Annotated in this window: 25 protein-coding genes; 8 read left to right on the top strand and 17 right to left on the bottom strand. The window is 68.0% G+C overall.

Translation table 11 applies throughout. The features are described from left to right. Positions 1-11: 11 nt before the first annotated feature. The 9 genes from HMPREF9710_RS23215 to HMPREF9710_RS23180 form a co-directional block, all read right to left on the bottom strand. Positions 12-254: a hypothetical protein gene (locus HMPREF9710_RS23215; protein WP_005670505.1), complete on the bottom strand. Its 243-nt coding sequence runs from the start codon at positions 252-254 to the stop codon at positions 12-14. Positions 255-256: 2 nt separating this feature from the next. Next, a complete protein-coding gene (locus HMPREF9710_RS23210) occupies positions 257-1,699 on the bottom strand; it encodes a type II and III secretion system protein family protein (protein WP_005670503.1) in 1,443 nt (480 codons plus the stop codon). Positions 1,700-1,713: 14 nt separating this feature from the next. Beyond that, entirely contained in the window at positions 1,714-2,565 is an 852-nt protein-coding gene (cpaB, locus tag HMPREF9710_RS23205) for a Flp pilus assembly protein CpaB (RefSeq protein WP_040778059.1), read from the bottom strand. A 4-nt stretch (positions 2,566-2,569) separates the two neighbouring features. Continuing rightward, positions 2,570-3,925, bottom strand: coding sequence for a DUF8689 domain-containing protein (locus HMPREF9710_RS23200; protein WP_174348365.1), 1,356 nt, complete (start codon positions 3,923-3,925; stop codon positions 2,570-2,572). A gap of 8 nt (positions 3,926-3,933) precedes the next feature. Further along, positions 3,934-4,509, bottom strand: a complete 576-nt coding sequence (locus HMPREF9710_RS23195) for an A24 family peptidase (RefSeq protein ID WP_005670499.1) — start codon at positions 4,507-4,509, stop codon at positions 3,934-3,936. A gap of 81 nt (positions 4,510-4,590) precedes the next feature. Continuing rightward, positions 4,591-4,773 carry a Flp family type IVb pilin gene (locus HMPREF9710_RS23190; RefSeq protein WP_005670498.1) on the bottom strand — a complete coding sequence of 61 codons (183 nt, stop codon included), beginning with the start codon at positions 4,771-4,773 and terminating at the stop codon, positions 4,591-4,593. 35 nt (positions 4,774-4,808) lie between these two features. Next, positions 4,809-4,943, bottom strand: coding sequence for a hypothetical protein (locus HMPREF9710_RS28785; RefSeq protein WP_267871923.1), 135 nt, complete (start codon positions 4,941-4,943; stop codon positions 4,809-4,811). A 214-nt stretch (positions 4,944-5,157) separates the two neighbouring features. Beyond that, positions 5,158-5,811, bottom strand: coding sequence for a response regulator (locus HMPREF9710_RS23185; protein WP_005670496.1), 654 nt, complete (start codon positions 5,809-5,811; stop codon positions 5,158-5,160). A gap of 24 nt (positions 5,812-5,835) precedes the next feature. Continuing rightward, the gene (locus tag HMPREF9710_RS23180) at positions 5,836-7,557 is read right to left on the bottom strand and encodes a sensor histidine kinase (RefSeq protein WP_005670495.1); all 1,722 of its coding nucleotides are present in this window, start codon (positions 7,555-7,557) and stop codon (positions 5,836-5,838) included. Positions 7,558-7,646: 89 nt separating this feature from the next. On the opposite strand from HMPREF9710_RS23180, the gene HMPREF9710_RS23175 reads away from it, so the two are divergent. Genes HMPREF9710_RS23175 through HMPREF9710_RS23165 form a run of 3 tightly spaced genes read left to right on the top strand, consistent with a single transcriptional unit; the run spans position 7,647 to position 10,094 of the window. Further along, positions 7,647-8,120: a TadE/TadG family type IV pilus assembly protein gene (locus HMPREF9710_RS23175; RefSeq protein WP_157225726.1), complete on the top strand. Its 474-nt coding sequence runs from the start codon at positions 7,647-7,649 to the stop codon at positions 8,118-8,120. A gap of 26 nt (positions 8,121-8,146) precedes the next feature. After that, on the top strand, positions 8,147-8,764 hold the full coding sequence (locus HMPREF9710_RS26755) for a TadE/TadG family type IV pilus assembly protein (RefSeq protein ID WP_157225725.1): 618 nt from the start codon (positions 8,147-8,149) through the stop codon (positions 8,762-8,764). Between the two features lies 1 nt (position 8,765). Continuing rightward, on the top strand, positions 8,766-10,094 hold the full coding sequence (locus tag HMPREF9710_RS23165; RefSeq protein WP_040778056.1) for a TadE/TadG family type IV pilus assembly protein: 1,329 nt from the start codon (positions 8,766-8,768) through the stop codon (positions 10,092-10,094). Between the two features lie 44 nt (positions 10,095-10,138). Here the strand turns inward: HMPREF9710_RS23165 and HMPREF9710_RS23160 are convergent, their stop codons facing one another. The 3 genes from HMPREF9710_RS23160 to HMPREF9710_RS23150 are packed head-to-tail and all read right to left on the bottom strand — an operon-like array spanning position 10,139 to position 13,994. Continuing rightward, positions 10,139-12,460 (bottom strand): xanthine dehydrogenase family protein molybdopterin-binding subunit, encoded by a 2,322-nt coding sequence (locus tag HMPREF9710_RS23160; RefSeq protein WP_005670491.1) that lies wholly within the window; start codon positions 12,458-12,460, stop codon positions 10,139-10,141. A gap of 11 nt (positions 12,461-12,471) precedes the next feature. Continuing rightward, positions 12,472-13,458 (bottom strand): FAD binding domain-containing protein, encoded by a 987-nt coding sequence (locus HMPREF9710_RS23155; protein WP_005670490.1) that lies wholly within the window; start codon positions 13,456-13,458, stop codon positions 12,472-12,474. Further along, the gene (locus HMPREF9710_RS23150) at positions 13,455-13,994 is read right to left on the bottom strand and encodes a 2Fe-2S iron-sulfur cluster-binding protein (protein ID WP_005670489.1); all 540 of its coding nucleotides are present in this window, start codon (positions 13,992-13,994) and stop codon (positions 13,455-13,457) included. The genes HMPREF9710_RS23155 and HMPREF9710_RS23150 overlap by 4 nt, the downstream gene beginning before the upstream one ends. Before the next feature lie 164 nt (positions 13,995-14,158). Here HMPREF9710_RS23150 and HMPREF9710_RS23145 point away from each other — a divergent pair, with 164 nt between their 5' ends. The 3 genes from HMPREF9710_RS23145 to HMPREF9710_RS23135 all read left to right on the top strand — a co-directional run bounded on the left by HMPREF9710_RS23145 (position 14,159) and on the right by HMPREF9710_RS23135 (position 16,283). Then, positions 14,159-14,404 carry a hypothetical protein gene (locus HMPREF9710_RS23145; RefSeq protein WP_005670488.1) on the top strand — a complete coding sequence of 82 codons (246 nt, stop codon included), beginning with the start codon at positions 14,159-14,161 and terminating at the stop codon, positions 14,402-14,404. Between the two features lie 194 nt (positions 14,405-14,598). Then, entirely contained in the window at positions 14,599-15,510 is a 912-nt protein-coding gene (locus HMPREF9710_RS23140) for an alpha/beta fold hydrolase (protein WP_370659818.1), read from the top strand. An 83-nt stretch (positions 15,511-15,593) separates the two neighbouring features. After that, on the top strand, positions 15,594-16,283 hold the full coding sequence (locus tag HMPREF9710_RS23135; protein ID WP_005670486.1) for a trimeric intracellular cation channel family protein: 690 nt from the start codon (positions 15,594-15,596) through the stop codon (positions 16,281-16,283). Positions 16,284-16,285: 2 nt separating this feature from the next. On the opposite strand, the gene HMPREF9710_RS23130 is transcribed toward HMPREF9710_RS23135, so the two are convergent. The 4 genes from HMPREF9710_RS23130 to HMPREF9710_RS23120 all read right to left on the bottom strand — a co-directional run bounded on the left by HMPREF9710_RS23130 (position 16,286) and on the right by HMPREF9710_RS23120 (position 19,813). Further along, complete coding sequence (locus HMPREF9710_RS23130; RefSeq protein WP_229409920.1) at positions 16,286-17,191, bottom strand: PLP-dependent cysteine synthase family protein; 906 nt, start codon at positions 17,189-17,191, stop codon at positions 16,286-16,288. Positions 17,192-17,427: 236 nt separating this feature from the next. Next, positions 17,428-18,177 (bottom strand): aquaporin Z, encoded by a 750-nt coding sequence (aqpZ, locus tag HMPREF9710_RS23125; RefSeq protein WP_005670483.1) that lies wholly within the window; start codon positions 18,175-18,177, stop codon positions 17,428-17,430. After that, positions 18,171-18,416 (bottom strand): LuxR C-terminal-related transcriptional regulator, encoded by a 246-nt coding sequence (locus tag HMPREF9710_RS27395; RefSeq protein WP_081589997.1) that lies wholly within the window; start codon positions 18,414-18,416, stop codon positions 18,171-18,173. The genes aqpZ and HMPREF9710_RS27395 overlap by 7 nt, the downstream gene beginning before the upstream one ends. A 53-nt stretch (positions 18,417-18,469) precedes the next feature. Next, on the bottom strand, positions 18,470-19,813 hold the full coding sequence (locus HMPREF9710_RS23120) for an MBL fold metallo-hydrolase (protein WP_005670479.1): 1,344 nt from the start codon (positions 19,811-19,813) through the stop codon (positions 18,470-18,472). A gap of 100 nt (positions 19,814-19,913) precedes the next feature. On the opposite strand from HMPREF9710_RS23120, the gene HMPREF9710_RS23115 reads away from it, so the two are divergent. Further along, the gene (locus HMPREF9710_RS23115) at positions 19,914-21,290 is read left to right on the top strand and encodes a uracil-xanthine permease family protein (protein WP_005670477.1); all 1,377 of its coding nucleotides are present in this window, start codon (positions 19,914-19,916) and stop codon (positions 21,288-21,290) included. Beyond that, complete coding sequence (locus tag HMPREF9710_RS23110) at positions 21,287-22,300, top strand: Lnb N-terminal periplasmic domain-containing protein (RefSeq protein ID WP_005670476.1); 1,014 nt, start codon at positions 21,287-21,289, stop codon at positions 22,298-22,300. The genes HMPREF9710_RS23115 and HMPREF9710_RS23110 overlap by 4 nt, the downstream gene beginning before the upstream one ends. Here the strand turns inward: HMPREF9710_RS23110 and htpX are convergent. Further along, positions 22,297-23,172 (bottom strand): protease HtpX, encoded by an 876-nt coding sequence (gene htpX, locus HMPREF9710_RS23105; protein ID WP_005670474.1) that lies wholly within the window; start codon positions 23,170-23,172, stop codon positions 22,297-22,299. The two genes, HMPREF9710_RS23110 and htpX, sit on opposite strands and share 4 nt — an antisense overlap. Positions 23,173-23,200 lie beyond the last annotated feature (28 nt).

Genomic DNA, 23,200 nt, shown 5'->3' with positions numbered 1-23,200 from the left:
TCTCTGGTCTCTTATTTGCCGAACGCGCTGGCGTCGCCCTGCGAGGTCGGCGTCACGTAGGAGTTCTGGTAATTGGCATAGGCGGCGACGGCGGCGCGGGCGTCACTGCCCCGCTCCACACGCGGCCGCGGCGGCATCGTCTGGCTCGCGATCATGGCGCGCACGCTGTCGCCATTGGTGGCAGGACCCTCGGTGGCGCAGCCGGCCAGGATGCCCAGGGAGGCCAGCAGGCTGGCGCACAGGATGGTTTTCATGATCATTCCTTCGAAGTGGAAGTGGCGCGCTTGCCTTCATGCTGGCCGCCGAGCAGGAACTCGGTGCGGCTCGGCTGCACGTAGTGGTCGGTCGGCAGCGCCGGCACGGCTTCCATCGGCTTGGCCAGGCGCGGCGTCACGATGAACACCAGCTCGGTGCGGTCGTTCTGGAAGTCGCTGCTGCGAAACAGCGTGCCCAGCACCGGCACTTCACCCAGGAAGGGGAAGCGCTTGATGTTGCTGGTCACGTTGTTGCGGATCAGGCCACCGATGGCGAAGCTCTGGCCGTCCAGCAGCTGCACCGTGGTCGAGGCGCGGCGGGTGGTGAACGACGGCAGGATCGCGCTCGCGTTGCCGCTGCCGCCAGTCGAGATGCCGATGCCTTCGCGGTTCAGTTCCGACACTTCGGGCGCCACGCGCAGGTTGATGCGGCCACCGGCCAGCACGGTCGGGGTGAACTTCACGGCCACGCCATATTCCTTCTCTTCGAGCGTGATGGTGGGCGTGCCGCCGCCGGACGACTGGGCGACCGGAATGAAGATCTTGCCGCCGGCGAGGAAGCTCGCCTCCTGGCCGCTGACGGCCATCACGTTCGGCTCGGCCAGGATCTTGACCAGGCCGTCGCGCTTCTCGCCGTCGATCGTCAGTTCCTTGATGCCGGCGCCGACGCCGCCGATCGAGCCGGCGCCGCCGCTCAGCAGGCTCGAAACCACGCCATAGGTCCAGCTGCCGTTGGTCTTGGTGTAGCCCGCCTTGGCGCCCAGCTGGTCGACCAGCGACTTCGACACTTCGGCGATCTTCACTTCGAGCATCACCTGCTGCGGGGCGGCGATCGACAGCATATTGAGCACCTTGGCGCCAGCCGACGGCGCCGCGCCGCCGGCGCTTGCGGCCGCGGGGGCGCCGACGCCGGCCGGCGACGGGCTGCCCGCACCGCTGTTGGAGTCGGCGCCGGACGATCCGATCGCCTGGAAGGCCGTCGCCAGCTCCACCAGCTGGCTGGCCACGGCGGCGTCGCTCACCATGCCGGACAGGATCAGGGCGTTGCCGCTGCTGCCGATGCGCACGTCCTTCTCTTGCGGGAACAGGGTGTCGAACTGGCTGCGCAGGGCCGAGGTGTCGACGCCGACGGCGATGTCGATCACGGTCGACTTCTTGTCGCGGCCCGACACGATCAGGTTCGTGGTGCCGACGCTGCGCGCCACGATCACCACCTCGCCCGAATTCGGGACCACCACGTTGGCCACTTGCGGGTCGCCCACGGTGACCTGGCTGGCCGGCGTGCAGAAGCGCTTGATGACCGATTTGCCGCGCACCAGCTCCAGGCGCGGAGCGGCGTCGCTGCGCAGGTCGATGCAGTCGGCGGCGGATGCCAGGCCGGCCTGCACCGCCAGCGCCAGGGTCAGGCTCGAAACCAGCAGGGTTTTATTGAACGATGGATTCATGATGGGGTCTTCAATCAAAAGCTTTGCGAAGCGGCGTCCAGGCCGCGGATCACGAGCACGCCGTCGCCGCGCGGGGCGCTCTGGCGCACCGGGGCTGCCGCACGCGGCGCCGGTTCATAGGCAGGTTCGTGGGCGACCGCGGGCGCCGGCGCCGGGCTGCGCTCGGGCAGGCCCAGCACCGACTCGCGGGTGGCGCCAGTGGTGGCCGCCGGCTGCGGGTCGACCTGGTTGCGCAGCACCAGCGACAGTTCGCCGATCGAACGCGCCAGATCGAGCTTTTCGACCTCTTCCGGGGTCAGTTCGAGCGTCACGGCGTTCACCACGCGCGGCTTGCTGTCGTCGACCGTCGATTCCTGGGCCACGGCCAGCACCAGGATCCGTTCCAGCACGATCTTCGAAATCGACGGCGAGGCAGCCAGGTCGCTGCCGGTGGCCTGCAGGTTGACCAGGATGTCGACGTAGTTGCCGGGCAGCGCGAAGCCGGCCACGCCGACCACGTCGTTGACGCGCACCGTCATGGCGCGCTTGCCGGCGCTGACCACGGCCGACAGGCCGCCCAGGGTGCCCTTCGGCGCCAGTTTCGATTCGGTCACCGGCTCGCCGACCAGGATCTCGGCGCGCGCGATGCGGCCTTCGAGGGCCTTGGGATCAAGGATCGCGCCCGGCGGCACCGAAGTCGCCGGCCAGTCGGCCAGTTGCAGGCTGGTGGGCGCCAGGCGCGAGCCCTGGTTGATGTTGGCGACCGCCACCACGACGCGGGTGCCGGACGGGCCTTGCTCGCCCATCCATTTGGCGGCCATCACGACCGCGCCCAGCGCCAGGACCAGGGCCACGCCGATGATCAGGAAGGCTCGCGAACTTGTCACAGATTTACGCATTGTTGTACTCCACGGCGCCGCGTTCGCGGCGCTCAAGCTCCAAGGGGCGGCCGGCGGCGCCGGCGGCGAAATAGTTGTCCCAGGCCCAGTCGATGGTCTGGCGGTTCAATTCGGGGGCGCGCTCTTCGTAGCGCGCCAGGTCGCGCAGCTGGCGTACCAGGTCGCGTGGATAGCAGGCCAGCAGCGGCACCTTGCGCTCGCCGTGGCGCGCCAGCAGGTAGTCGAACGCCGCGACGTCGAACGTCACACCGGCGCCGGCGCAGGCCTGGCGAAACAGCGTCGCGTATTCATCGAGCGACGCCGCCGGCACCTCGATCTTGTAGCCCAGGCGGCGCAGGAATGCGCCGTCCGACAGGCGCTGCGGCACGAAGTTCGACGAGAACACGACGATCACGTCGAACGGAATCTGGAAGCTGTGGCCGGTGTGCAGGGTCAGGTAATCGACGCTGCGGTCCATCGGCACGATCCAGCGGTTCATCAGGGCTTCCGGGGTGCAGCGCTGGCGCCCCAGGTCGTCGATGATGAAGATGCCGTTGTTCGACTTCAGGTGCGGCGGGGCCTGGTACAGGCGGGTATGCGGGTCGAAGCGCAGGTCGAGCATGTCCAGGGTCAGCTCGCCGCCGGCCAGCGCCGCCGGACGGCGCACGCCGCGCACCCAGCGCGCGTCCGGCGCGCTGCCGCGATCCAGTCCCAGCCCCGGGGCCACGCCTTCGTCGGCCGCCACGTGCTGCACGGCGTCGAAGAAGGGAATCACCTCGCCGTCCACCATCAGGGCGTGCGGCACCGCGATCGTGCCGACCAGCAGGTCGCGCAGGCGCTCGGCCAGGTAGGTCTTGCCGCTGCCGGCCAGGCCGTGCAAGAAGATCGCGCGCCCCGAATTCATCGCCGCGCCCAACTGGTCGAGGACCAGCGGATTGACCACCACGCCTTCGAAAGCGGCGGCCATGGCGGCGCGCGTCACTTGCATCGCCGCCACGCTCTGGGCCTGCACCTGGGCGGTATAGGCCGCCAGGGTCACCGGCGCCGGACCGGCATAGGCGTTGCGGGCGACCGCATTGGCGGCGCGCGCGCGGCCGGCGTCGGTCAGGATGTACGACAGATCGGCGTCGGTGCCGCTGCTTCCCACCCGCGCGATCTCGCACAGCTTCTCGGCGCGCAGGAATGCCAGCAGTGGATCGATGACGCTGACATTGAGTTTCAGGTGGCTGGCCAGTTCGGCCAGGCGCAATTGGCCGCGCTGGAACAGCACTTTCGAGATCAGTTCGGCCAGGAACAGGAACGGCAGGCCGGTCTCGTCGACGGTGCGCGGGGCGCGATTGTCGGCCGGGGCCAGGAGGTTGTTGCTCACGGTCTGGTTCACAACGGCAGCTCCCCGTGCACACGGATCCACAGCACGCAGCCGACCGTGGCGACGGCGATTGCCACCGCGTACGGCAGGCGGCCGCTGGCTGCCTCCGGCGGCGTGACCGGCGCGGCGATGCTGCCTGCCAGTGCCGAAAAAGCGCTGTGCATGGCCATGTGGTAAGCATTGCCGACCAGACGGCGCAGACTGCCCTGCCATGCCGCGAACGCCAGCGCCAGCAGGCCGCCGGCCACCAGCGTGACCAGGCCCACGGTCAGAATCTGGCCGGCGCCCACAAAAGCGCCCACCATCGCCAGCAGCTTGACGTCGCCGGCGCCCATCAGGCGCAGCGCATACATCGGCAGCAGCAGCGCCAGGCCCAGGCCCCAGCCGCCCAGCGACTGCAGCAGGCCCAGGCTACCTGCCTGCGGTCCGAACAGGCCCTGCCCCTGCGGCAGCAGCGCGTGCAGCGCGAACGCCGCCAGCATGCCGGGAAACACGATGGCATTCGGGATGCGGCGCGCACGCACGTCGTGCCAGACGGCAGCGCCGAGCAGTGCAAACAGCAGCAGGAGTGGCAGGGTTGTCAAGTTTGGCTCCGGTCAAAAAAAATCCGGCACGAAACTTCCGTGCCGGATGGGGGCCGACTGGCGGCGGCCGCTAAACGACGATCAGGCGCCGGTCGGGGTCTTCGCCGAAATACGGGCGGCCAGGGTATTGAACAGGGTGCTGATGTTGCCACCCAGCAGGCTGACAGCGGCGATGATGACGCCGGCGATCAGCGAGGCGATCAGTGCGTATTCGATTGCGGTGACGCCGTCTTCTTCTTTGATCAGGTTGGCGATGAAGTTCATGGTGGTTCCTTTCAGTGATATGAATGAGTTGGGCTTTATGCGCTCGTCCACACGGCCAGCGCCGCAATGAAGCAGACGACTGCGAGCAGGACGCTCAGGACCAGGTACGACATCGCCGGGCTGCCGCTTCTTTCGTAATGCTGCTCCGGGTTATCTTCCTTGTCGTACACGTTCGCTCCTGTCCTCTTGCCGCCGTACCGCATGAAACGATACGCAGCGCATGGGTTGAATCTTACGGATCGGCACTTTCGTTGCCATCCGTCAAAACTACCTTTTTGAGGGGGACTTCTTGCCGTGGCGGTCTAGGACATATGTCCTGGACGCCGTGTGGGAGGGGGACGACAGGATGTGGGGCGCCCCCGGGTGGGGCGCCGACGGGTACGGTCAGGACAGGCCGTGCTTGGTGGCGTAGACGTATAATTCGAGGCGGTTCGCCACGTCCAGCTTCTGGTAAATCGTCGTCAGGTGGTTGCGCAGCGTGCGCTCGGAGATGAAGGCGCGCTCGGCCAGGTCCTTGTTCAGGGCGCCCTTGCCCTGCACGATCATGCCGATCACCTCGCGCTCGCGCGCCGTGAGCGAGGCGATGCGCTGGGCTTCCGGATCGGCCTTCGGGCTTGGGGCCACCAACTGGCCCAGCAGGGCCTGCATCAGCGTCTGGTCGAGCCACAATTCCCCGCCATGCACCTTGCGCACGGCCGCCAGCACATCGTCGGTCGGCGCCTCCTTGCTGACCACGCCGCGCGCGCCGGCCTTGACCGCCGCCGCCAGCGTCGCCTGGTCACGGTTGGCGCTGAGGATCACGACCTTGCTCGTCCCGTTCTCGATCAGCGCCGGCAGGAAGTCGATCGAACTGCTGCCTTTCAGGTCGAGATCCAGCAGCACGATGTCGGGCTTGAACTCGGTGCACAAGGCCTTGGCCTCGACGCCGTCGCTGGCGCTGCCGACCAGCTGGAAAGCGTCGCCCTCGGCCTGGATCAGGCGCTCCAGGCCCCACAACATGGTTTTATGGTCGTCGACCAGCAAGATACGAATGGTCATGGTTCTCCTTGAAACTTGGCGTGTTCAGATCGGAATGCGGATGCGCAGCAGGGTCTGGCGGCCGTCGGCCTCGACCTCCAGCTTGCCGCCCAGGCCCTGGACCCGCTCGGCGATCGAGCGCGGCACGAAAGGCGCCGCGGCCTGTCCGGCCACGGCCGCCGGGTTGAAAATATCGATGGCAAGCAGGCCGCCCTCTTCTTCCACCACCACGCCGGCCGTGCGCGCCCGCGTATGTTTGCAGATGTTGCTGATGCCTTCGGTGACGATCTGGAACACCTCGGCCGCCATGCGGTCGTTGATGCCGCTGTCGGCATGCATTTCCAGCATCACGTCCAGGCCATAGAAGGTTTCCACCTGGCGCAGCTGGCGCCGCAGCGCGATCAGCAGTTCCGGTTCTTCCTGGCGCCCGCTACGAAAACGCTGGGCGAAGTCGCGCATGTCGCCGATCACGCCCGAGCACATCGCCATCAGGCGGTCCAGCTCGGGCGCGACCGGACTGTCGTCGCCGGCCTGGTTGCGGATCGCGGCCACCGCGTGGCGCAGGCCGATATACGGCTGAATTGTGCTGTCGTGCAAGTCGCGGGCGATGGTCTGGCGCTCGCGAAACGCCGCTTCCGACGCCAGCCGGTCGAGCAGGTCGATGGTTTCGATGACCGGGAACGCCTGTTGCACGATGTGTTTCAGGAAACTGGCATCGCTGCGCTTGAGCCGCGCGCCGGTGACGATGATCAGGCCTCTGCCCTTGCGCAGAGGCAGCGTGGCGCTGATGAAGCCCTCGGCATCGAGCAGGTCGGCGACGTGGCCGCAGGCATCGGGATCGGCCCGGCGCCACTCGCGCGTGTCCTTGCCCTGGTGTAGCGCCGTGGCCCGGCCCAGCACGAACAGGCCGAAGTGGCGCGGCGGCGCCTGGTACAGGCTGGCGCCATCCTCGAGCCCGAGCAGCGGCTCGATGTCGGCCTCGTCCGGCCGGCTGCGGCTGATCGCGCGCGCGCTCTTTGGATGGTGGGCGGTGCTCATCACCCAGCGCTCATGGCTGTCCTGCATCAGCAGCACGCAGCTGTCGGCGCCGTAGAAGCGCAGGATCTTTTCCATCAGGGAGTCGAGGGTGTGCTGCACCCCGAAGCGCGGATTGGACAGGCGGCTGACGTCGCGCAGCAACGCCAGGCGCCGGCGCTGGTCGACCGCCAATCCGCCCCAGAACGCGACCATATAGCCGAGCGCCAGCACGAAGGTCGCGCGCAGCAGCAGGATGTGCAGCGACGCCAGGCCCTGCGCCGCCAGCACCGACAGCGCCACCACGCCGACCGAACCGAGGGTGAGCTTGGCGCCGGCGTCGAAGCCGTGGCGGAACGAGGCGGCCAGGATGGCGAAGAAGAAGAACGAAAAGAAGGGGCTGGCGCTGCCGCCGCTGGCCCAGACGATCACGCCATACCAGGCGATGTCGATCCAGTACACCAGCGGGCCGTGCGAAAAGCCGGCGCGGTAGCCGGCGATCGCCAGCAGGGTCAGGCTGTGCAGGACATAGGCCGCGAACACGGCCCAGGTCCATTCGCCCGAGACCGTCACGCCGCCCGGCCCGATATACAGCGTGAGCAGCGCCGACACGGCCAGCAGCACGCGCATGCCGAACACCATCCACACTTCGGCGTCGGCGGAGGCCACACGCTGCTCGGCGCTCGACTGGCCCGTGCGCGCGCGGACCGTTGAACGAAGGAAGGAAGGGACGATGCTAGCTAGCCAATTCATGTTGTGCGGCCCCGACAGCGGCGTTGAATCCTTTCTAAAAGCGATGCGGGAAATGATTTTTGCCCTGTAGAATCCCCGAAGCTTACCGCATGCCAAGTCATACTTTCCGTAAAAATTCCTGGATGACGATGTATTCCCTTCCCCGACGTCAGTCCGGCGCCACGATCGTCGAAATGGCGATCATTGCACCGGTGTTCCTGCTGGTGCTGGTCGCGATCATCGAGCTCAGCATGATGTTCTTCGCGACCCTGACGATGCAGTATGCGGTGCGCGAAGGCGGCCGCTACGCCATCACCGGCCAGACTGCCGATCCCAATGTCGTCATCGCCAGGATCCGCGACAACTCGATGGGGATGTTCGAACGCACCTCGGCCCAGGTCTCGGTCAACGGCACCAAATATGCGACCTACGGCAAGGGCATGTTCGGCGCACCCGGCGACATCCTCGTGATCCAGCTCGACTGCGGCTGGCCGGTGACGACACCGATTTTGTCGAGCTTTTTCACCGATGGCACTTACCGCTTCTCCGTCGCAGCCACCATGCGTAATGAGATATTCCCATGACGCAATTTAGAATGCGCAAATCCGTCATGACTGTACCGAAAATCCGCAAATCCGAGCGCGGCGTTGCGGCGGTCGAGCTCGCCCTGCTGCTGCCCATGCTGGTGATCCTGGCGCTGTGCGCCATCGACGGCGCCCGGGCACTGCAGGCGAACATCATCATGACCAATATCGGGCGCGAGGGCGCCAACCTGGTGGCGCGCGGCGGCACCGACCTCGAGGACGGCAGCCAGGACATCATTTACGCGGTGATGTCCAGCGCGCCGCCACTGAATGTCAATCAGCAAGGGATGATGTACATTACGCGCGTGATGGGCGTGACCGGGACGGGCGGAACGCGCAGCGTGGTGCTGGACCAGTACCGCTGGGACGACGCCGCGCGCAACCTCGGCGCCCGAAAGAGCACTTACCAGCCCACCAGCCGCGTCTATGCCTGCGGCTCGTGGAACAGCGCCGGCAAGTGCAGCAGCATCAGCAGCGCGTCGCGACCGGCCGTGTCCGTACTGACGGGCAAACTCGACGATGGAGAAATCGTCTACGTGGTCGAGACTTTCTACAAGTTCGACATGCTCGTCAGCGCATTTACCTTCCGCAAGGATGCCCTGCCCACCTTCGGGCCCGACCTGTATTCCATGAGCGTGTTCTGATATGCGTCCGATTCTTCACCGGCAGCGCGGCGCTGTCGCCATCATGGTGGCCATCGCCATGCTCGTCCTGCTCGGCGTGGTGGGCCTGACCATCGACGCCGGCCTGGCTTACCTCATCAAGGCGCGCCTGAACGCGGCGGTCGATTCGGCCGCCCTGGCCGGCGCCCGCGCCGTCACCACCGGCAATAACCAGGCCGAGCAGACCGCGAGCGCGCGCGCCGCAGCAGCGGATTTCTTCGCGGCCAATATCCCCGACAATTACCTGCTCTCCGCGCCGAGGATCCTGAGCACGAACGTGACCTTCAAGGGTGGCCAGGCGATCATCGACGTCGACGCCGATGCGAAGATGCCGGTGTCGATCATGCAGGTGATGGGCTTCGCGTCGCTGACCCCGGTGGCGACGGCGCAGACCATCCGCAACGACCTCGACATGATGCTGGTGGTCGACACATCGCGCTCCCTGCTCGGTTCGGCCTCTACCGTGAAGACCTCGGCGAAAAGCTTCCTGAACAAGTTCAATGTAACGCAGGATCGGGTCGGGCTGGTGCATTTCGCTTACGGCGCCGAGGTCGATAATCCAATCAACCGCTCGGCGCGGGGGTTCACCCGTAGCGCGCTGACCAAGAATATCGACGGTTATGTGTTCGACGGCGGCACCACTTCGGTCGAGGGGATGTGGAACGCCCGCGATGAACTGAACGCTATTCCGCTTAGCAACCGCTCGTCGATGCGCGTGATCGTCTTCTTCTCGGACGGCGCCCCGACCGGCCTCGCCTCGAAATTCACTTTCCGCAACCCGCTGGACTGCACCAGCGCCGGCGCCATCGATGCGGCCGGTGTCGGCCTCAACAAGATCGGGACCAGCGACCTGGCCCCGGTCAGCACCGGTTGCCAGATCTATCGCAGTGGCGCATGGCAGACGCGGCGCTTGCCGGACTGGTACAACGCCCATGACGACAAACGGGAATTTCCCATCGTGGGCAGCCATCCGCGTACAGTCACTGCCGATATCAGTTCGCTCGACGTCATCGATCGAAACGTCGAGCTCGCTTCGCGCAACCTCGCGGAAGCGGTCGCCGCGAAGGCGCGCGAGGAGGGCATCTTCGTGTTTACGCTCGGTATGGGCTCGGCGCTGAAGACGACCGGCGATTACGACAAGGCCAATACGGGAGAAATGATCCTGAAGTGCATGGCCAACGTGGCCGATGCGCCGAAGCGTTGCTACAGGCCGGAACAACCGGTCGGCATGTACTGCTACGCCGCCACCGACGCCGACCTGACGCCCTGCTTCTCGCGCCTGGCCTCGGCCATCCTGCGCATCTCGAAATAAGCGCCCGAGCGCCCGGCGGCGGCCGGGGCGCCCTCGCCGCCCGATCACATCAGTTTATCGAGCGTGATCGGCAGCTCCCTCACCCGCTTGCCGCAGGCGTTGTAGATCGCATTCGCGATCGCCGCCATGGTGCCGGTGATGCCGATCTCGCCGACCCCGCGCATGCCGGCCGGCGCATGCGGATCGGGAATGTCGAGCCACATCACCTCGACCTCCGGCACGTCCAGGTGGGCCGGCACGTGGTATTCCGCCAGGCTGGCATTGACCACACGCCCGTTGCGCTCGTCGAGATGCGTCTCTTCCATCAGCGCCGCGCCCAGGCCCATGATCATCCCGCCCCGCAACTGGCTGGCGGCGGTCTTGGCGTTGAGGATGCGGCCGACGTCGAAGGAACCGAGCAGGCGCGTCACGCGCGGCTCGCCGGTGACGACATTGACCCGCGCCTCGCAAAAGATCGCGCCGTACGAATGCATCGACCAGTGCTCGCTTTCCTGCGACGGCGGCGCCTTGGCCGTCACCTCCACTTCGTCGCGGCCGGCCCGCGCCAGGATGTCGGCGTAGCTTTCCCAGCGCTCGGCATCGTCGACCTTGCACAGGCCGCCGTCGCGCGAGCGCACTTGTTCCAACTTCAGGCCCGCCAATGGCGAATCGCGTCCGGCCAGCTTGAGCAGCTCGGCGCACAGCGCCGCGTGCGCCGCCTTAACGGCGGCAGCGACCACGGCCGTCTGCTGCGAGCCGCCGGCCAGCACCGCGCCCGGCAGCGCCGAGTCGCCGTAGCCGAAACTCACCTTTTCCATCGGCAGCCCCAGCCGCACCGCGCACAGCTGGGTCTGGGCGGTGGCCGTGCCCATGCCCATCTCGTGCGCGCCGACCGACACCCGTGCGTGGCCGTCGCGAGAAAGCACGATGCGGGCCGCCCCGCCTTCCATCCGATAGTAGGGAAAGACCGCGCTGGCGCAGCCCAGGCCGACCAGCCATTCGCCCTCTTGCCGCATGCGCGGCTTCGTGTGCCGCTCCTGCCAGCCGAAGGCCTGGGCGCCGGCGCGATAGGCTTCGATCAGGTGGCGCGACGAGAACGGCGTGCCCTCGATCGGGTCCTGCACCGGCTCGTTGCGCCGGCGCAGCACGATCGGGTCGATGCCCAGCTGGTCGGCCAGCTCGTCGACCGCGCTCTCGAGGGCGAACGACCCCACCGATTCTCCCGGCGCGCGCATCGGGACGTTGGCGACCATGTTCATGGTCACCTTCTGCACCTCGAGCTTCATGGCGGGGGCCGCATACAGGACCCGTGCGTTGTGGATGAACGGCTCGGGCATGGCATTGTATTCGGTCATCACGGCCACGCCGGTGTGGATCAGCGAAACGAAGCGGCCGTCGCGGTCGGCGCCGATGGCCACCCGCTGCTCGGTCGTCGTGCGCCCGCCGACGGCGCGACACACGCCTTCGCGCGACAGCATGATGCGCACCGGCCTGCCGGACAGCTTCGACGCGGCGGCGGCCAGCAGATGGTGGCGCCACACCAGCTTGCCGCCAAAGCCGCCGCCGACGAAGGGCGACGTCACCCGCACCTGTTCCTGCGCGATGCCGAACACCTGGGCCAGCGTGAAGGCGGCATTGACGACGCCCTGGGTCGAGTCGTGGACCCGCAGGACGTCGCCTTCCCAGGCCACCGTCACCGCGTGCAGCTCGATGGCGTGATGGTTCTGGCGCGGGGTGCGGTAGACCAGATCGACCCGCTCCCCCGCGGACGCCAGCGCGGCCTCGGCGTCGCCGACGATGTCCTGCAGCGGCTCGCCCATGAACCCGGCCACTGTCGCGCCGGCCGCGCGCGCGGCTTCCATGGAAGTCACCCCGTCCTCGGCGGCGTAGCGCACGCGCACCAGGGACGCGGCATGGTCGGCCTGCTCGCGCGTCTCCGCCAGCACCACCGCCACCGGCTGACCGTTCCAGTGCACGCGGTCGTCCTGGAACACCGGTAGCGCATCCCCGCTGCCTCCCAGCGGCTCGCGCATCAGGAGCGGCGGCGGCTGCATCTTCGGCGCATTCAGGTGGCTCATCACCAGCACGACGCCGGGCGCCGCCTCGGCCCCGGCGACGTCGATGGCGGCAATGCGTCCTTTCGCCACCGTGCTGTACACGAGGGCGCCATGCACCATGCCGGCCGGCGCGAACTCGGCGGCATATCTCGCCTCGCCCCTGACCTTGACGGGGCCGTCGAGGCGCGACACCGGCGCGCCGATCAGCGGATCGTCGCTGGAAGCGAGCGGATCGGGCTTGCCGCCAGTGACGTAGCGGTCGGGCGCGAGCGCCACCGCCTTCTGCATGATCGCCTGCCCGGCCTTCTGGATGTTCTGCACGATTTTCATACTCGAGCTCCTCAGGAATGGACGGTGGCCAGGCGGTCGAGCACGGCCACCATCATGCGCTGGGCCAGAGGGATCTTGAACGCGTTGTCGCGCAAGGGCTTGGCGTCGGCCATCTCGGCCCGCGCCGCGGCCTCGAAATGGACCGCGTCGGCCGGCTGGCCGCGCAGCATCTGCTCCAGCATCGCGGCGCGCCACGGCTTGTGCGCCACGCCGCCCAGGGCCAGCCGCACGTCGCTGACCACCCCGTCTTGCACCTCGAGCGCGGCCGCCACCGACACCAGCGCGAACGCATAGCTGGCGCGGTCACGCACCTTGCGGTAGGTGGAGTTGGCGCCGAAGGCCAGCGCCGGGATCTCGATCGCCGTGATCAGTTCGCCGGGCTGGAGGACGGTTTCGCGCTCGGGATGGTCTTCCGGCAGCAGGTGAAAGCTGGCGAACGGCACCTGGCGTGCCTCGCCCACGCCCTGCAGGTGGACCACGGCGTCGAGCGCGGCGAGCGCCACGCACATATCGGACGGATGGGTGGCGATGCAGGCGCTGGAGGCCCCCAGCACCGCATGCATGCGGTGCACGCCCTGGAGCGCGTCGCAGCCCTCGCCCGGATTGCGCTTGTTGCAGTGGGCGCCCTCGCGGTCGTAGAAATAGGTGCAGCGGGTGCGCTGCAGGACGTTGCCGGCGACGGTGGCCATGTTGCGGATCTGGCCCGATGCGCCGGAAGCGATGGCGCGCGCCAGCAGCGGAAAGCGCGTACGCACCGCGCGGTGTTCGGCCAGCGCCGTGTTCCTGACGGCGGCGCCAACCAGCAGGCTGCCGTCGGCACGCTCGTCGATCTGCTGCGACAGGCCGCTGACGTCGACCAGCTGCGCCGGCCGTTCGATGGTCTCGCGCATCAGGTCGACCAGGTTGGTGCCGCCGCCAAGATAGCGGCTGCCCGCCGCCGCGCCCTGGCGCACGGCGTCCTGCACGTCCTGGGCGCGGGCGAAGGTGAACGGGTTCATGACGCCTCCCCGGCCGGCGCCCTGGCGTGAAGCTGCACATGGTGTTCGGTCACCGCGGCCACGATGCCGTTGTAGGCGCCGCAACGGCACAGGTTGCCGCTCATGCGCTCGCGCACTTCTTCTTTGCTGAGCGCGATCGTCTCGAGGCCGAGGTCGTCGGTGACGTAGCTCGGCACGCCGCGCCGCAGCTCGGCCTCCATGCCCAGCGCCGAGCAGATCTGCCCTGGCGTGCAATAGCCGCACTGGAAGCCATCATGTTCGATGAACGCTTGCTGCAGGGCGTGCAGCTGGCCGTCGCCCGCCAGCCCCTCGACCGAGGTGATCGCGCGGCCCTGGTATTGCACGGCCAGCGCCAGGCAGGACAGGATGCGCTGCTCGCCGTCGAGCAACACGGTGCAGGCGCCGCAGGCACCCTGGTCGCAGCCCTTCTTGGTGCCGCTCAGGTGCAGGTGCTCGCGCAGGAAGTCGAGCAGGGAAACGCGCGGGTCGCTTGGCAGTGCAACGGCGTTTCCGTTGATGGTGATGGTGGTCGACACGGTAAAGACTCCTTCTCGGGTGGCGGTCGCCTGCCTGCACATCGTGCTGAAAAACATGCGGAAAGTGACCGTATGTGTTCCGATAACGAGTACCAAGTGTAGAGTCGGCCGTGCCGAAAAGGCGCACGCTTGGGGCCCAGGATGGGCGTTCGGAGGATCGTGCAATGCGCCGCTTCGCGTCCGGAGCCGCCGTGCTGATCGAGACCGCCACGGGGTCGCTGGCGGGAAAGGATTCGGCAAGCGCTTCGTCGAGCGCCGCTTCCTCGTGCGGGTCCGGGCGCCCAGGCATGGCGCCGCCGGTTTGCCGGCGCGACGACGTCCTGCGCTGGTTCGCGCCGGGTTTCGACATGTTCATCGGTTCGCTCCATTCGATGCGGCCGGCCCACGGCGCCCGCTTTGTCTCAATGTAGTGCAGCGCGGGCGGCTGCGCCAGTAAAGAATCCATCCTTCGCTACCTTGAGCGTTCGCCGGCCGCGCGACAAGAAGTAAATACACGGGCTGCGACACAGGGCTGCGCAACCACGCCGGCGGTGCTGCCCACGTCCGCCACCACCGATCGTGTGGCTGCCGGCTCTTCCTTCTGACAGGTATCGCCGCGGTGTGAATTCGCGTCTACTCAGTGTTGCAGGCGCGGCAAGCCCAGTCGCCCACTTTTCCCGTTCACCACCATTCATACCAAGGAGAAACCCACATGGCCATCTACACCACCAGGGAAGGCGTCGAACTCTATTACAAGGACTGGGGCAGCGGCCAGCCCATCGTGTTCTGCCACGGTTGGCCGTTGAACTCGGACAGCTGGGAATCGCAGATGATCTTCCTCGCCGGCCAGGGCTACCGCTGCATCGCCCACGACCGCCGCGGCCACGGTCGCTCGAGCCAGCCGTGGGACGGCAACGACATGGACCACTACGCCGACGACCTGGCCGAGCTGCTCGACCACCTGGACGTCAGGGACGCGGTGCTGTTCGGCTTTTCGACGGGCGGCGGCGAAGTGGCGCGTTATATCGGCCGCCACGGCACCGCACGCATCGCCAAGGCCGGCCTGATCTCGGCGGTGCCGCCGCTGATGCTCAAGACCGAGGCCAATCCGGGCGGCCTGCCGCGCGAGGTGTTCGACGGCCTGCGCGCCAGCCAGCTGGCCGACCGCGCCCAGTTCTACCTGGACATCCCGAGCGGCCCGTTCTACGGCTTCAACCGGCCAGGAGCGAAGGTCTCGCAAGGGCTGATCCAGTCGTGGTGGATGCAGGGCATGCTGGGCGGCCACAAGAACACCTACGACTCGATCAAGGCGTTCTCGGAGACCGACTTCACCGAAGACCTGAAGAAATTCACGATCCCGACCCTGATCATCCACGGCGACGACGACCAGGTCGTGCCGATCGACGCCGCCGGACGCGCCTCCAGGCGCCTGGTGCCGCACGCGCAGCTGATCGTGTATCCGGGCGCGCCGCACGGCCTGACCGACACCCACAAGGACCAGGTCAATGCCGACCTGCTGGCCTTCGTGCGCGGCTGAGCATTGACGGGCGCGGATCGGCGCGGTGCTATAGAATCCGCATCCTCGGTGCGGATTGCACCATTCATGTTCAGAGGTACGCCGTGTTCCCCGTTTCCGCCCTCGACATGGGCGCCGCCATGAAGACCCTGGTGCTGACGCTCGACCTGGTCGGCACCTTCGTGTTCGCCCTGAGCGGCGCCACCGCCGGACTGCGGCGCCAGCTCGACCTGTTCGGCGTGCTGGTGCTGTCCTTCGTCGCCGCCACCTCGGGCGGCATCGTGCGCGACCTGTTGATCGGCGCCACGCCGCCGGCCGCCTTCACCGACTGGCGCTACCTGGGCGTGTCGCTGCTGGCCGGGGTGGCGATCTTCTTCTGGTCGCCCGCCGTGCACCGCCTGCGCCACCCGGTGCTGGTGTTCGACGGCGCCGGGCTGGCCCTGTTCTGCGTCGCCGGCGCCCAGAAGGCGCTGGTGTTCGGCCTGGAGCCGGTGATGGCGGCGCTGCTCGGCATGTTGACCGGCATCGGCGGCGGCGTCGCGCGCGACGTGCTGCTGTCGAACGTGCCGGCCGTGTTCAGGTCGGACATCTACGCCGTCGCCGCCCTGGCCGGGGCCACCGTGGTGGTGCTTGGTGACGCCCTGGGGCTGCCCAGCACCCCGACCGCGCTGGCCGGCGCCGCCCTGTGCTTCGGCCTGCGCCTGGCCGCCATCCGCTACGGCTGGCACCTGCCGACGGCGCGCGCGCCGGAACCGGCGGAGGCAGACAAGGACGCCGGCCGCGACGGCCGCTGAGCCTAGAAATACTTCGACAGGTAGAACGCGCCGGAGTCCGGAAAGATCGTCACCACACGGGCATTGCCCAGTTGCGGCAGCAGGCGGGCGATCCCCGCCGCCACGCAGGCGCTCGAACCGCCGGCCAGGATGCCCTCTTCGCGCGCCAGCCGGTGGATCCAGGCCAGCGCTTCTTCGTCCGGCACCTGGACCACGTCGTCGACCACCCCCGGATCGAACACGGGCGACGGACAGCCCTTGCCGACGCCCTCGATCGCGCTGGAGAATTCGCCGTTCGCCGGCAGGTCGGTCACCAGCTTCCGGTAGGCCGAATCCAGCGGTTCGACCCCGATCACGCGGATCGACGGATCGCGCTCCTTCAGGTAACGCCCGATGCCCGAGATCGTCCCGCCCGAGCCGACGCCGCACACGAAGACGTCGATCTCGCCCTTCATCTGCGACCACAGCTCGGGGGCGGTGTCGCCGTAGTGCGCCTGGCTGTTCAGGCTCGAGCGATACTGGTCGAGGTGGTGGGCGCCGCCCTGGCGCGCGATGTCCAGGGCCGTCTCCTGGTAGTCCGGGCCGCGTTCGGCGTCGCATACGCGCACCGTGGCGCCATAGGCTTCGATGCGCCGGATCTTTTCACGGCTGGTGGCGACCGGGACGGCGACCTCGCAGTCCAGGCCGAGCACGGCGCTGGCCATCGCCAGGGCCGCGCCGGTGTTGCCGGAAGACGCCTCGACCACGCGCCCGGCCTCCGGCGGCAACTTGCGCAGCATCGCCCGCACCATGCGGTCCTTGATGCTGCCGCCGGGATTCATGAATTCCAGCTTCGCCACCACATTGGCCGTCGCGAACACGCGGCCGAGCCTGACCACCGGGGTGTTGCCGATCGCTTCCATGACAGATGACTTGATCTCGGATTGCACGCCGCTTCCTTTCGAGCCAGACCCGCGATGCCATATCCGCCGCGGCGGATATGCCAGCTGCATGCGAGGCACAACGAACAAGCGCCCGCACAAGGGCGGGCGCTGACGGTGCATCGTCATAACAGGATGCATGACGATTGTAGTGCTTAATCTGCGTCAATGTCAGGAATATTTTCGGCGCTATTTCCCCGAGGCTAAAAAGTGAGAGCGGAAGTGAGAGCAGAAGCGAGAGCAAGTCAGGTGCGCGCCCCGAGACCGAGGCCCGGTTCCAGCTGGCCGGTAACCGACGGCTCGACCGGTTCGCGCTGCAGCACCTTGCGGTACAGCACCCCGGCCAGCGCACCGCCGAGCAAGGGGGCCAGCCAGAACAGCCACAGCTGGGCCATCGCCCAGCCGCCGACGAACAGCGCCGGGCCGGTGCTGCGCGCCGGGTTGACCGAGGTGTTCGTCACCGGGATGCTGATCAGGTGCACCAGGGCCAGGGCCAGGCCGATCGCGATGCCGGCGAACCCGACCGGCGCCCGCTGATGGGTCGCGCCCAGCACCACCAGCACGAACATGAAGCTCATCACCAGTTCGCACACCAAGGCCGCGCCGAGCGAATAGCCGCCCGGCGAGTGCTCGCCATAGCCATTCGCCGCGAAGCCGGCCTGGACGTCGAAGCCCGCCTTGCCGCTCGCGATCACATAGATCAGGGCCGCGGCCAGCACGGCGCCGACCACCTGCGCCACGACGTAGGGCGCCAGGTGGCGCGCCGGGAAGCGTCCGCCGGCCCACAGGCCCACCGACACGGCGGGATTGAAATGGCCGCCCGAGATCGGGCCGAGCGCATAGGCCGCCGTCAGGACGGTCAGGCCGAAGGCCAGCGAGACCCCGGTCAGGCCGATGCCGACCTCGGGAAAGGTGGCGGCCAGCACGGCGCTGCCGCAGCCGCCCAGCACCAGCCAGAATGTGCCGATGAATTCGGCCAAGAGTTTGTTCAACATGACGCTCCTCCCCCATCGTGCCGGGCGCACGTACGGCGCGCGCCTGCGGATCGCCATCCTGCGCTGTCCACGCCGTCGGCAGCGAACACCGCGCCCGCCTCGAGTTCGAGGGTCTCGCGCACCAGCTGGGCCAGCGACGTGGCGCCCATCTTTTCCATGACCCGGGCGCGGTGCACCTTGATGGTCTTTTCGGCGATCCCGACGCCGGTCGACATCCTGGTCTCGCACAGCGTCAGCAACCCCCATGGCCAGTCGCTGGCCCGGGTGGCGTCGAGCGCGGTGGGCGAGTGAGCTAGCGCGCCAGCAGGCGGCGCAGCTGGGCCGCCTGGTAGGCGCCGAAGGTATCGCCGAACAGGCAGCGGATCAAGGGATCGTCGACCACGTCGGCATCCATCAGTTCGCGCTCGGCATCCGGCGCGAAGCGCTCGTCATTGATGCGCATGTACATCGAGGTCAGCGACTCGCCCAGCTCGAGCGCCGCATACAGCTTGGCGGCCGGGACCTCGGTGCTCCAGCCGAGCGGGCCGGCGGCGCCGTCCAGCAGTTCCGCGCTGTCGCCTTCAAGGCGATAGTGATAGTGGCAGGCCTGGCCGGCATGGTCGAACAGCGACAGGCGCCAGATGCGGGGCCGGTCGAAATACACCGACCCGGCTTCGATGTCGCCATACCTGGCCACCAGCTCCCGGCGGCAGTACTCGGCCACGCGCGCCTGCTCCTGCGCGTTCAACGGCGCGAAATGGCGCGCGATCTCGCCCGTGGACGGGGGCGCGGCATTGCCGGCATAGGCGTAGTCGACGTCCTGCTCGCCCACCGGAACGACCCACGCCAGCGGCGGCGCCGGGTGCAGGCCGGCGGCGTCGAGCCGCATCGACACCGAGGGGTTCAGGCGCACCACCCGCGCCTGCGGCATGGCCGCTCCCACCTCGTGCGCGAAGCGGGCGTAGGAGATCGGGAAGAAGGCGCGGTTATACCAGGACCACGGCTCCTGCCGGAACTGGCAGGAGCTCGGCACGATGTAGCGCGGCGCCAGCGCGCGCAGCTGGACCAGCCACTGTTCGGGCAGGCCGGGCGGCGCCGCGGCGTGGCGCGACGGCGCCAGCACCTCGAGCTCGCGCATCGTCTGGAACGGCCACAGCACCATGTCCCACGGCCCCTGCGCGACCAGCTGGCCCAGCGTGTCGTCGTCGATCCAGGAGTCGACCACGTTCAGCACGTTCATGCCGGCGGCGCGCACCTGGAACATCGAGTCGACGTCGATATCCATCGCCTCGCGCGCGATCACCGTGAACGGCCCGACCTCGACCGCCCGGTCCAGGGCCAGCGCGTGGACGTTGGTGAACCCCAGCTGGCGCAGCATGTCGAACAGCGCCCCGAACTGGCAATACAGGTGGATCGGCGTCGCGCGCTCCAGCAGGTCGAGGCTGTCGAGCGAGCAGTGGTCGTCGTGGAAGTGCGAGATGAACACGGCGTCGAAGCGCTGGCGCCGGATGGCCTCCAGGTCGAAGCGCACGTCGGGGAAGGCATGGCAGTTGCGGCTGAACGGGTTCTCGAAGATGGGGTCGAAGGCGATGCGCCTGCCCTCGCACTCGAAGACATACCCCGCGTGCAGGATCCTCGATACCGTCAGCTCCGCCATGCCCTGCTCTCTCCCCGTGAAAGGGGGCATTCTACAACGCCGGCCGCCCGCGCCGCCCGTCTGCCTGTAGAATCGCCTCTTTACTCAGCCAGCCGTCCCCATGTCGACACCGCACTCCCAGCAGACCCACCCGGAACTGATCCTCGGCCTCGACGACCGCCCGCCCCCGCTGCTCGGCATGCTGGCCGCCCTGCAGCACCTGCTGGCCATCATCGTCCCCATCGTCACGCCGGGCCTGCTGATCTGCCAGGCGCTGGGCGTTTCGAGCCGCGACACCAACCTGATCGTCTCGATGTCGCTGGTCGTCTCCGGCATCGCCACCTTCGTGCAATGCCGCCGCTTCGGTCCGTTCGGCGCGGGCCTCCTGATCGTGCAGGGCACCAGCTTCAATTTCGTCGGCCCGCTGATCGCCGGCGGCGCCCTGATGGTCAAGCAGGGCACGCCGGTGGAGGCGGTGATGGCGGCGATCTTCGGCGTCGTGGTGGCCGGCTCCTTCATCGAGATGGGCGTCTCGCGCGTGCTGCCCTTCGTCAAGCGCCTGATCACGCCCCTGGTGACGGGCATCGTGGTGCTGATGATCGGCCTCACCCTGATCAAGGTCGGCCTGATCAGCATGGGCGGTGGCTACGCGGCCATGGCGGGCGGCAGCTTCGCCAACGGCGAGAACCTGCTGCTGTCCGGCGTGGTGCTGGCCATCATCGTGATCCTGAACCGGGTGCCGGTGGTCTGGATGCGCAGCGCCGCCATCGTCATCGCACTCGGCGTCGGCTATGCGCTGGCCGGCTGGATGGGGCGTCTGGACTTCAGCGGCATGCACGAGGCGCCGCTGTTCCAGGTGCCCACGCCGCTGCACTTCGGCCTGGGCTTTTCGTGGTCGCTGTTCATCCCGATGATCGTCATCTACCTGGTCACCTCGCTGGAGGCGATCGGCGACGTGACGGCCACCAGCAAGGTCTCGCGCCAGCCGGTCGAAGGGCCGCTGTGGATGGCGCGCATCAAGGGCGGGGTGCTGGTCAACGGCGCCAACTCCCTGCTGGCCGGCATGTTCAACACCTTCCCGAGTTCGATCTTCGCCCAGAACAACGGCGTGATCCAGCTGACCGGCATCGCCAGCCGCCACGTCGGCATGTGGATCGCCCTGTTCCTGGTGATCCTGGGCCTGTTTCCCGCGGTCGCCGGCGTGATCCAGGCGGTGCCCGAACCGGTGCTGGGCGGCGCCGCCATGGTCATGTTCGGCGCGGTCGCCGCGGCCGGCATCAACATCCTGGCCAGCGTCACCCTCGACCGCCGCGCGCTCCTGGTGATCGCGGTCTCGCTGGCGCTGGGGCTGGGCGTGTCCCAGGTGCCCGAATTCCTGGCCCATATGCCGGGCGCGGTGCGCAATGTGCTCGAATCCGGCGTCGCCACCGGCGGCCTGTGCGCGCTGCTGCTGAACTGGTTCTTGCCCGAGCCGGCGGCGGCGAAGGAAGCGCGGTGAACTGGAAGCGGCTGGCCAGGAGCCTGGCGGCGCTGGCGGTCGTGGCCGCGACGGCCTGGGGCGCGCTCGCGCTGTGGTTCCAGCTGGCGCCGGCGCTCGCGCTGGCCCTGGGCGGCGCCTGGACCCTGCTCGGCCTGGCCGTGGCGCTGGTCCTGGCGCGCACGCCGGGCTGGCGGCGCGAACGCAGGCTGCTGCTGGCCGGCGCGCTGGCGGCGCTCGCGATGCTGGGATGGTGGCAGTCGCTCGCGCCGTCGCACGATCGTCCATGGGCCGACGACGTGGCGCGCCTGCTGGAATCGACGGTGGACGGCGACCGCCTGGAACTGCGCAATGTGCGCGCCTTCGAGTGGCGCACCGAGACCGACTACACGCCGCGCTGGGAAACGCGGCGCTACGACCTGTCGCGCCTCGAATCGGCCGACCTGATCCTGTCGTACTGGATGGGGCCGCACATCGCCCACACGCTGGTGTCGTTCGGCTTCAGCGACGGCCAGCGACTGGTGTTCTCGCTCGAGATCCGCAAGGAACGCGACGAAACGTTCTCGGCGCTCGGCGGATTTTTCCGCAAGTTCGAGCAGGTGATCGTCGCCGCCGACGAGCGCGACCTGATCCGCACGCGCAGCAATGCGCGCGGCGAGCAGGTCTACCTGTACCGGCTGCGCGCGACGCCGGCGCAGCTGCGCTCGGTGCTGCTCGACTACCTGGCGCGCGCCGAACGGCTGCGCGGCCAGCCCGAGTTCTACAACACCCTGACCAGCAACTGCACCACGATCCTGTTCGAGCTGGCGCGCCATATCGACCCGACGCTGCCGCTCGACTACCGGCTGCTGGCCTCCGGCCATTTCGCCGAGTATGCCTACGACCAGGGCGCGCTTACCCCGGGCCTGCCGTATGCGATGCTGCGCGAACGCGGCCACATCAATGCCCGCGCCCGCAAGTCCGACCGCGACGCCGACGACTATTCACGCGCCATCCGCGCCGGCGTGCCGGGCATCGCCCCGAACGATTAGCGCGCCTGCAGGGCCGCGATCCGCTCCTCGATCGGCGGATGGCTGGAGAACAGCGCCAGCGCGCCGCCCTTGCCCGAGATGCCGAACGCGCTCATGTTCTTCGGCAGCTCGCCTTCGGCCATGCCGCCCAGGCGGCGCAGCGCCGCGATCATCGGCTGCGGCTGGCCCATGATGCTGGCGGCGCCGCGGTCGGCGCGGAACTCGCGCTGGCGCGAGAACCAGGCCACGATGATGCTGGCCAGGATGCCGAACACGATCTCGCACACGATCACGGTGACCATGTAGCCGATGCCGGGGCCGGTGTTTTCCTCGTCATTCTTGCGCAGCAAGCCGTCCACGAAGTAGCCGACGATGCGCGCCAGGAAGATCACGAAGGTGTTGACCACGCCTTGGATCAGGGTCAGCGTGACCATGTCGCCGTTGGCGATGTGGGCCACCTCGTGGGCCAGCACGGCTTCGACTTCCTGCTCGGTCATCGACTGCAGCAGGCCGGTCGACACCGCGACCAGCGACGAGTTCTTCGTCGCGCCGGTGGCGAAGGCGTTCGGTTCGCCCTCGTAGATCGCCACTTCAGGCATGCCGATGCCCGCGCGCTGGGCCTGGGCCGCCACCGTGTTCAGCAGCCACTGCTCGGTCGGGTTGGAAGGCTGGGCGATGACGCGGGCGCCGGTCGACCATTTGGCGATCGGCTTGGACAGCAGCAGCGAGATGAAGGCGCCGCCAAAGCCCATCAGGCCGGCGAACATCAGCAGCTTGGGCAGGTCCAGGCCGTTCGAGGTGAGGAAGCGGTTGACGCCCAGCAGGCTGGCGGTGATGCCCAGCACCAGCATGATGCCCAGGTTGGTCGCGATAAACAACAGAGTACGTTTCATGATGTCCTTCTTAGTACGGTTACGGTAA

The sequence above is a fragment of the Massilia timonae CCUG 45783 genome (assembly GCF_000315425.1).
In the GTDB taxonomy this organism is placed as follows: Bacteria; Pseudomonadota; Gammaproteobacteria; order Burkholderiales; family Burkholderiaceae_D; genus Telluria; species Telluria timonae.
Note: the sequence above shows the minus strand (reverse complement) of the source record. Positions and strands in the feature narration are given on the sequence as shown.

Excerpts from the sequence above, each read along its gene's own strand:
- HMPREF9710_RS23215 (WP_005670505.1), bottom strand. The coding sequence starts at position 254 with ATGAAAACCATCCTGTGCGCCAGCCTGCTGGCCTCCCTGGGCATCCTG.
- HMPREF9710_RS23210 (WP_005670503.1), bottom strand. The coding sequence starts at position 1,699 with ATGAATCCATCGTTCAATAAAACCCTGCTGGTTTCGAGCCTGACCCTG.
- HMPREF9710_RS23190 (WP_005670498.1), bottom strand. The coding sequence starts at position 4,773 with ATGAACTTCATCGCCAACCTGATCAAAGAAGAAGACGGCGTCACCGCA.
- HMPREF9710_RS23185 (WP_005670496.1), bottom strand. The coding sequence starts at position 5,811 with ATGACCATTCGTATCTTGCTGGTCGACGACCATAAAACCATGTTGTGG.
- HMPREF9710_RS23180 (WP_005670495.1), bottom strand. The coding sequence starts at position 7,557 with ATGAATTGGCTAGCTAGCATCGTCCCTTCCTTCCTTCGTTCAACGGTC.
- HMPREF9710_RS23175 (WP_157225726.1), top strand. The coding sequence starts at position 7,647 with ATGCCAAGTCATACTTTCCGTAAAAATTCCTGGATGACGATGTATTCC.
- HMPREF9710_RS26755 (WP_157225725.1), top strand. The coding sequence starts at position 8,147 with ATGACTGTACCGAAAATCCGCAAATCCGAGCGCGGCGTTGCGGCGGTC.
- HMPREF9710_RS23165 (WP_040778056.1), top strand. The coding sequence starts at position 8,766 with ATGCGTCCGATTCTTCACCGGCAGCGCGGCGCTGTCGCCATCATGGTG.
- HMPREF9710_RS23160 (WP_005670491.1), bottom strand. The coding sequence starts at position 12,460 with ATGAAAATCGTGCAGAACATCCAGAAGGCCGGGCAGGCGATCATGCAG.
- HMPREF9710_RS23155 (WP_005670490.1), bottom strand. The coding sequence starts at position 13,458 with ATGAACCCGTTCACCTTCGCCCGCGCCCAGGACGTGCAGGACGCCGTG.
- HMPREF9710_RS23145 (WP_005670488.1), top strand. The coding sequence starts at position 14,159 with ATGCGCCGCTTCGCGTCCGGAGCCGCCGTGCTGATCGAGACCGCCACG.
- aqpZ (WP_005670483.1), bottom strand. The coding sequence starts at position 18,177 with ATGTTGAACAAACTCTTGGCCGAATTCATCGGCACATTCTGGCTGGTG.
- HMPREF9710_RS23120 (WP_005670479.1), bottom strand. The coding sequence starts at position 19,813 with ATGGCGGAGCTGACGGTATCGAGGATCCTGCACGCGGGGTATGTCTTC.
- HMPREF9710_RS23115 (WP_005670477.1), top strand. The coding sequence starts at position 19,914 with ATGTCGACACCGCACTCCCAGCAGACCCACCCGGAACTGATCCTCGGC.
- htpX (WP_005670474.1), bottom strand. The coding sequence starts at position 23,172 with ATGAAACGTACTCTGTTGTTTATCGCGACCAACCTGGGCATCATGCTG.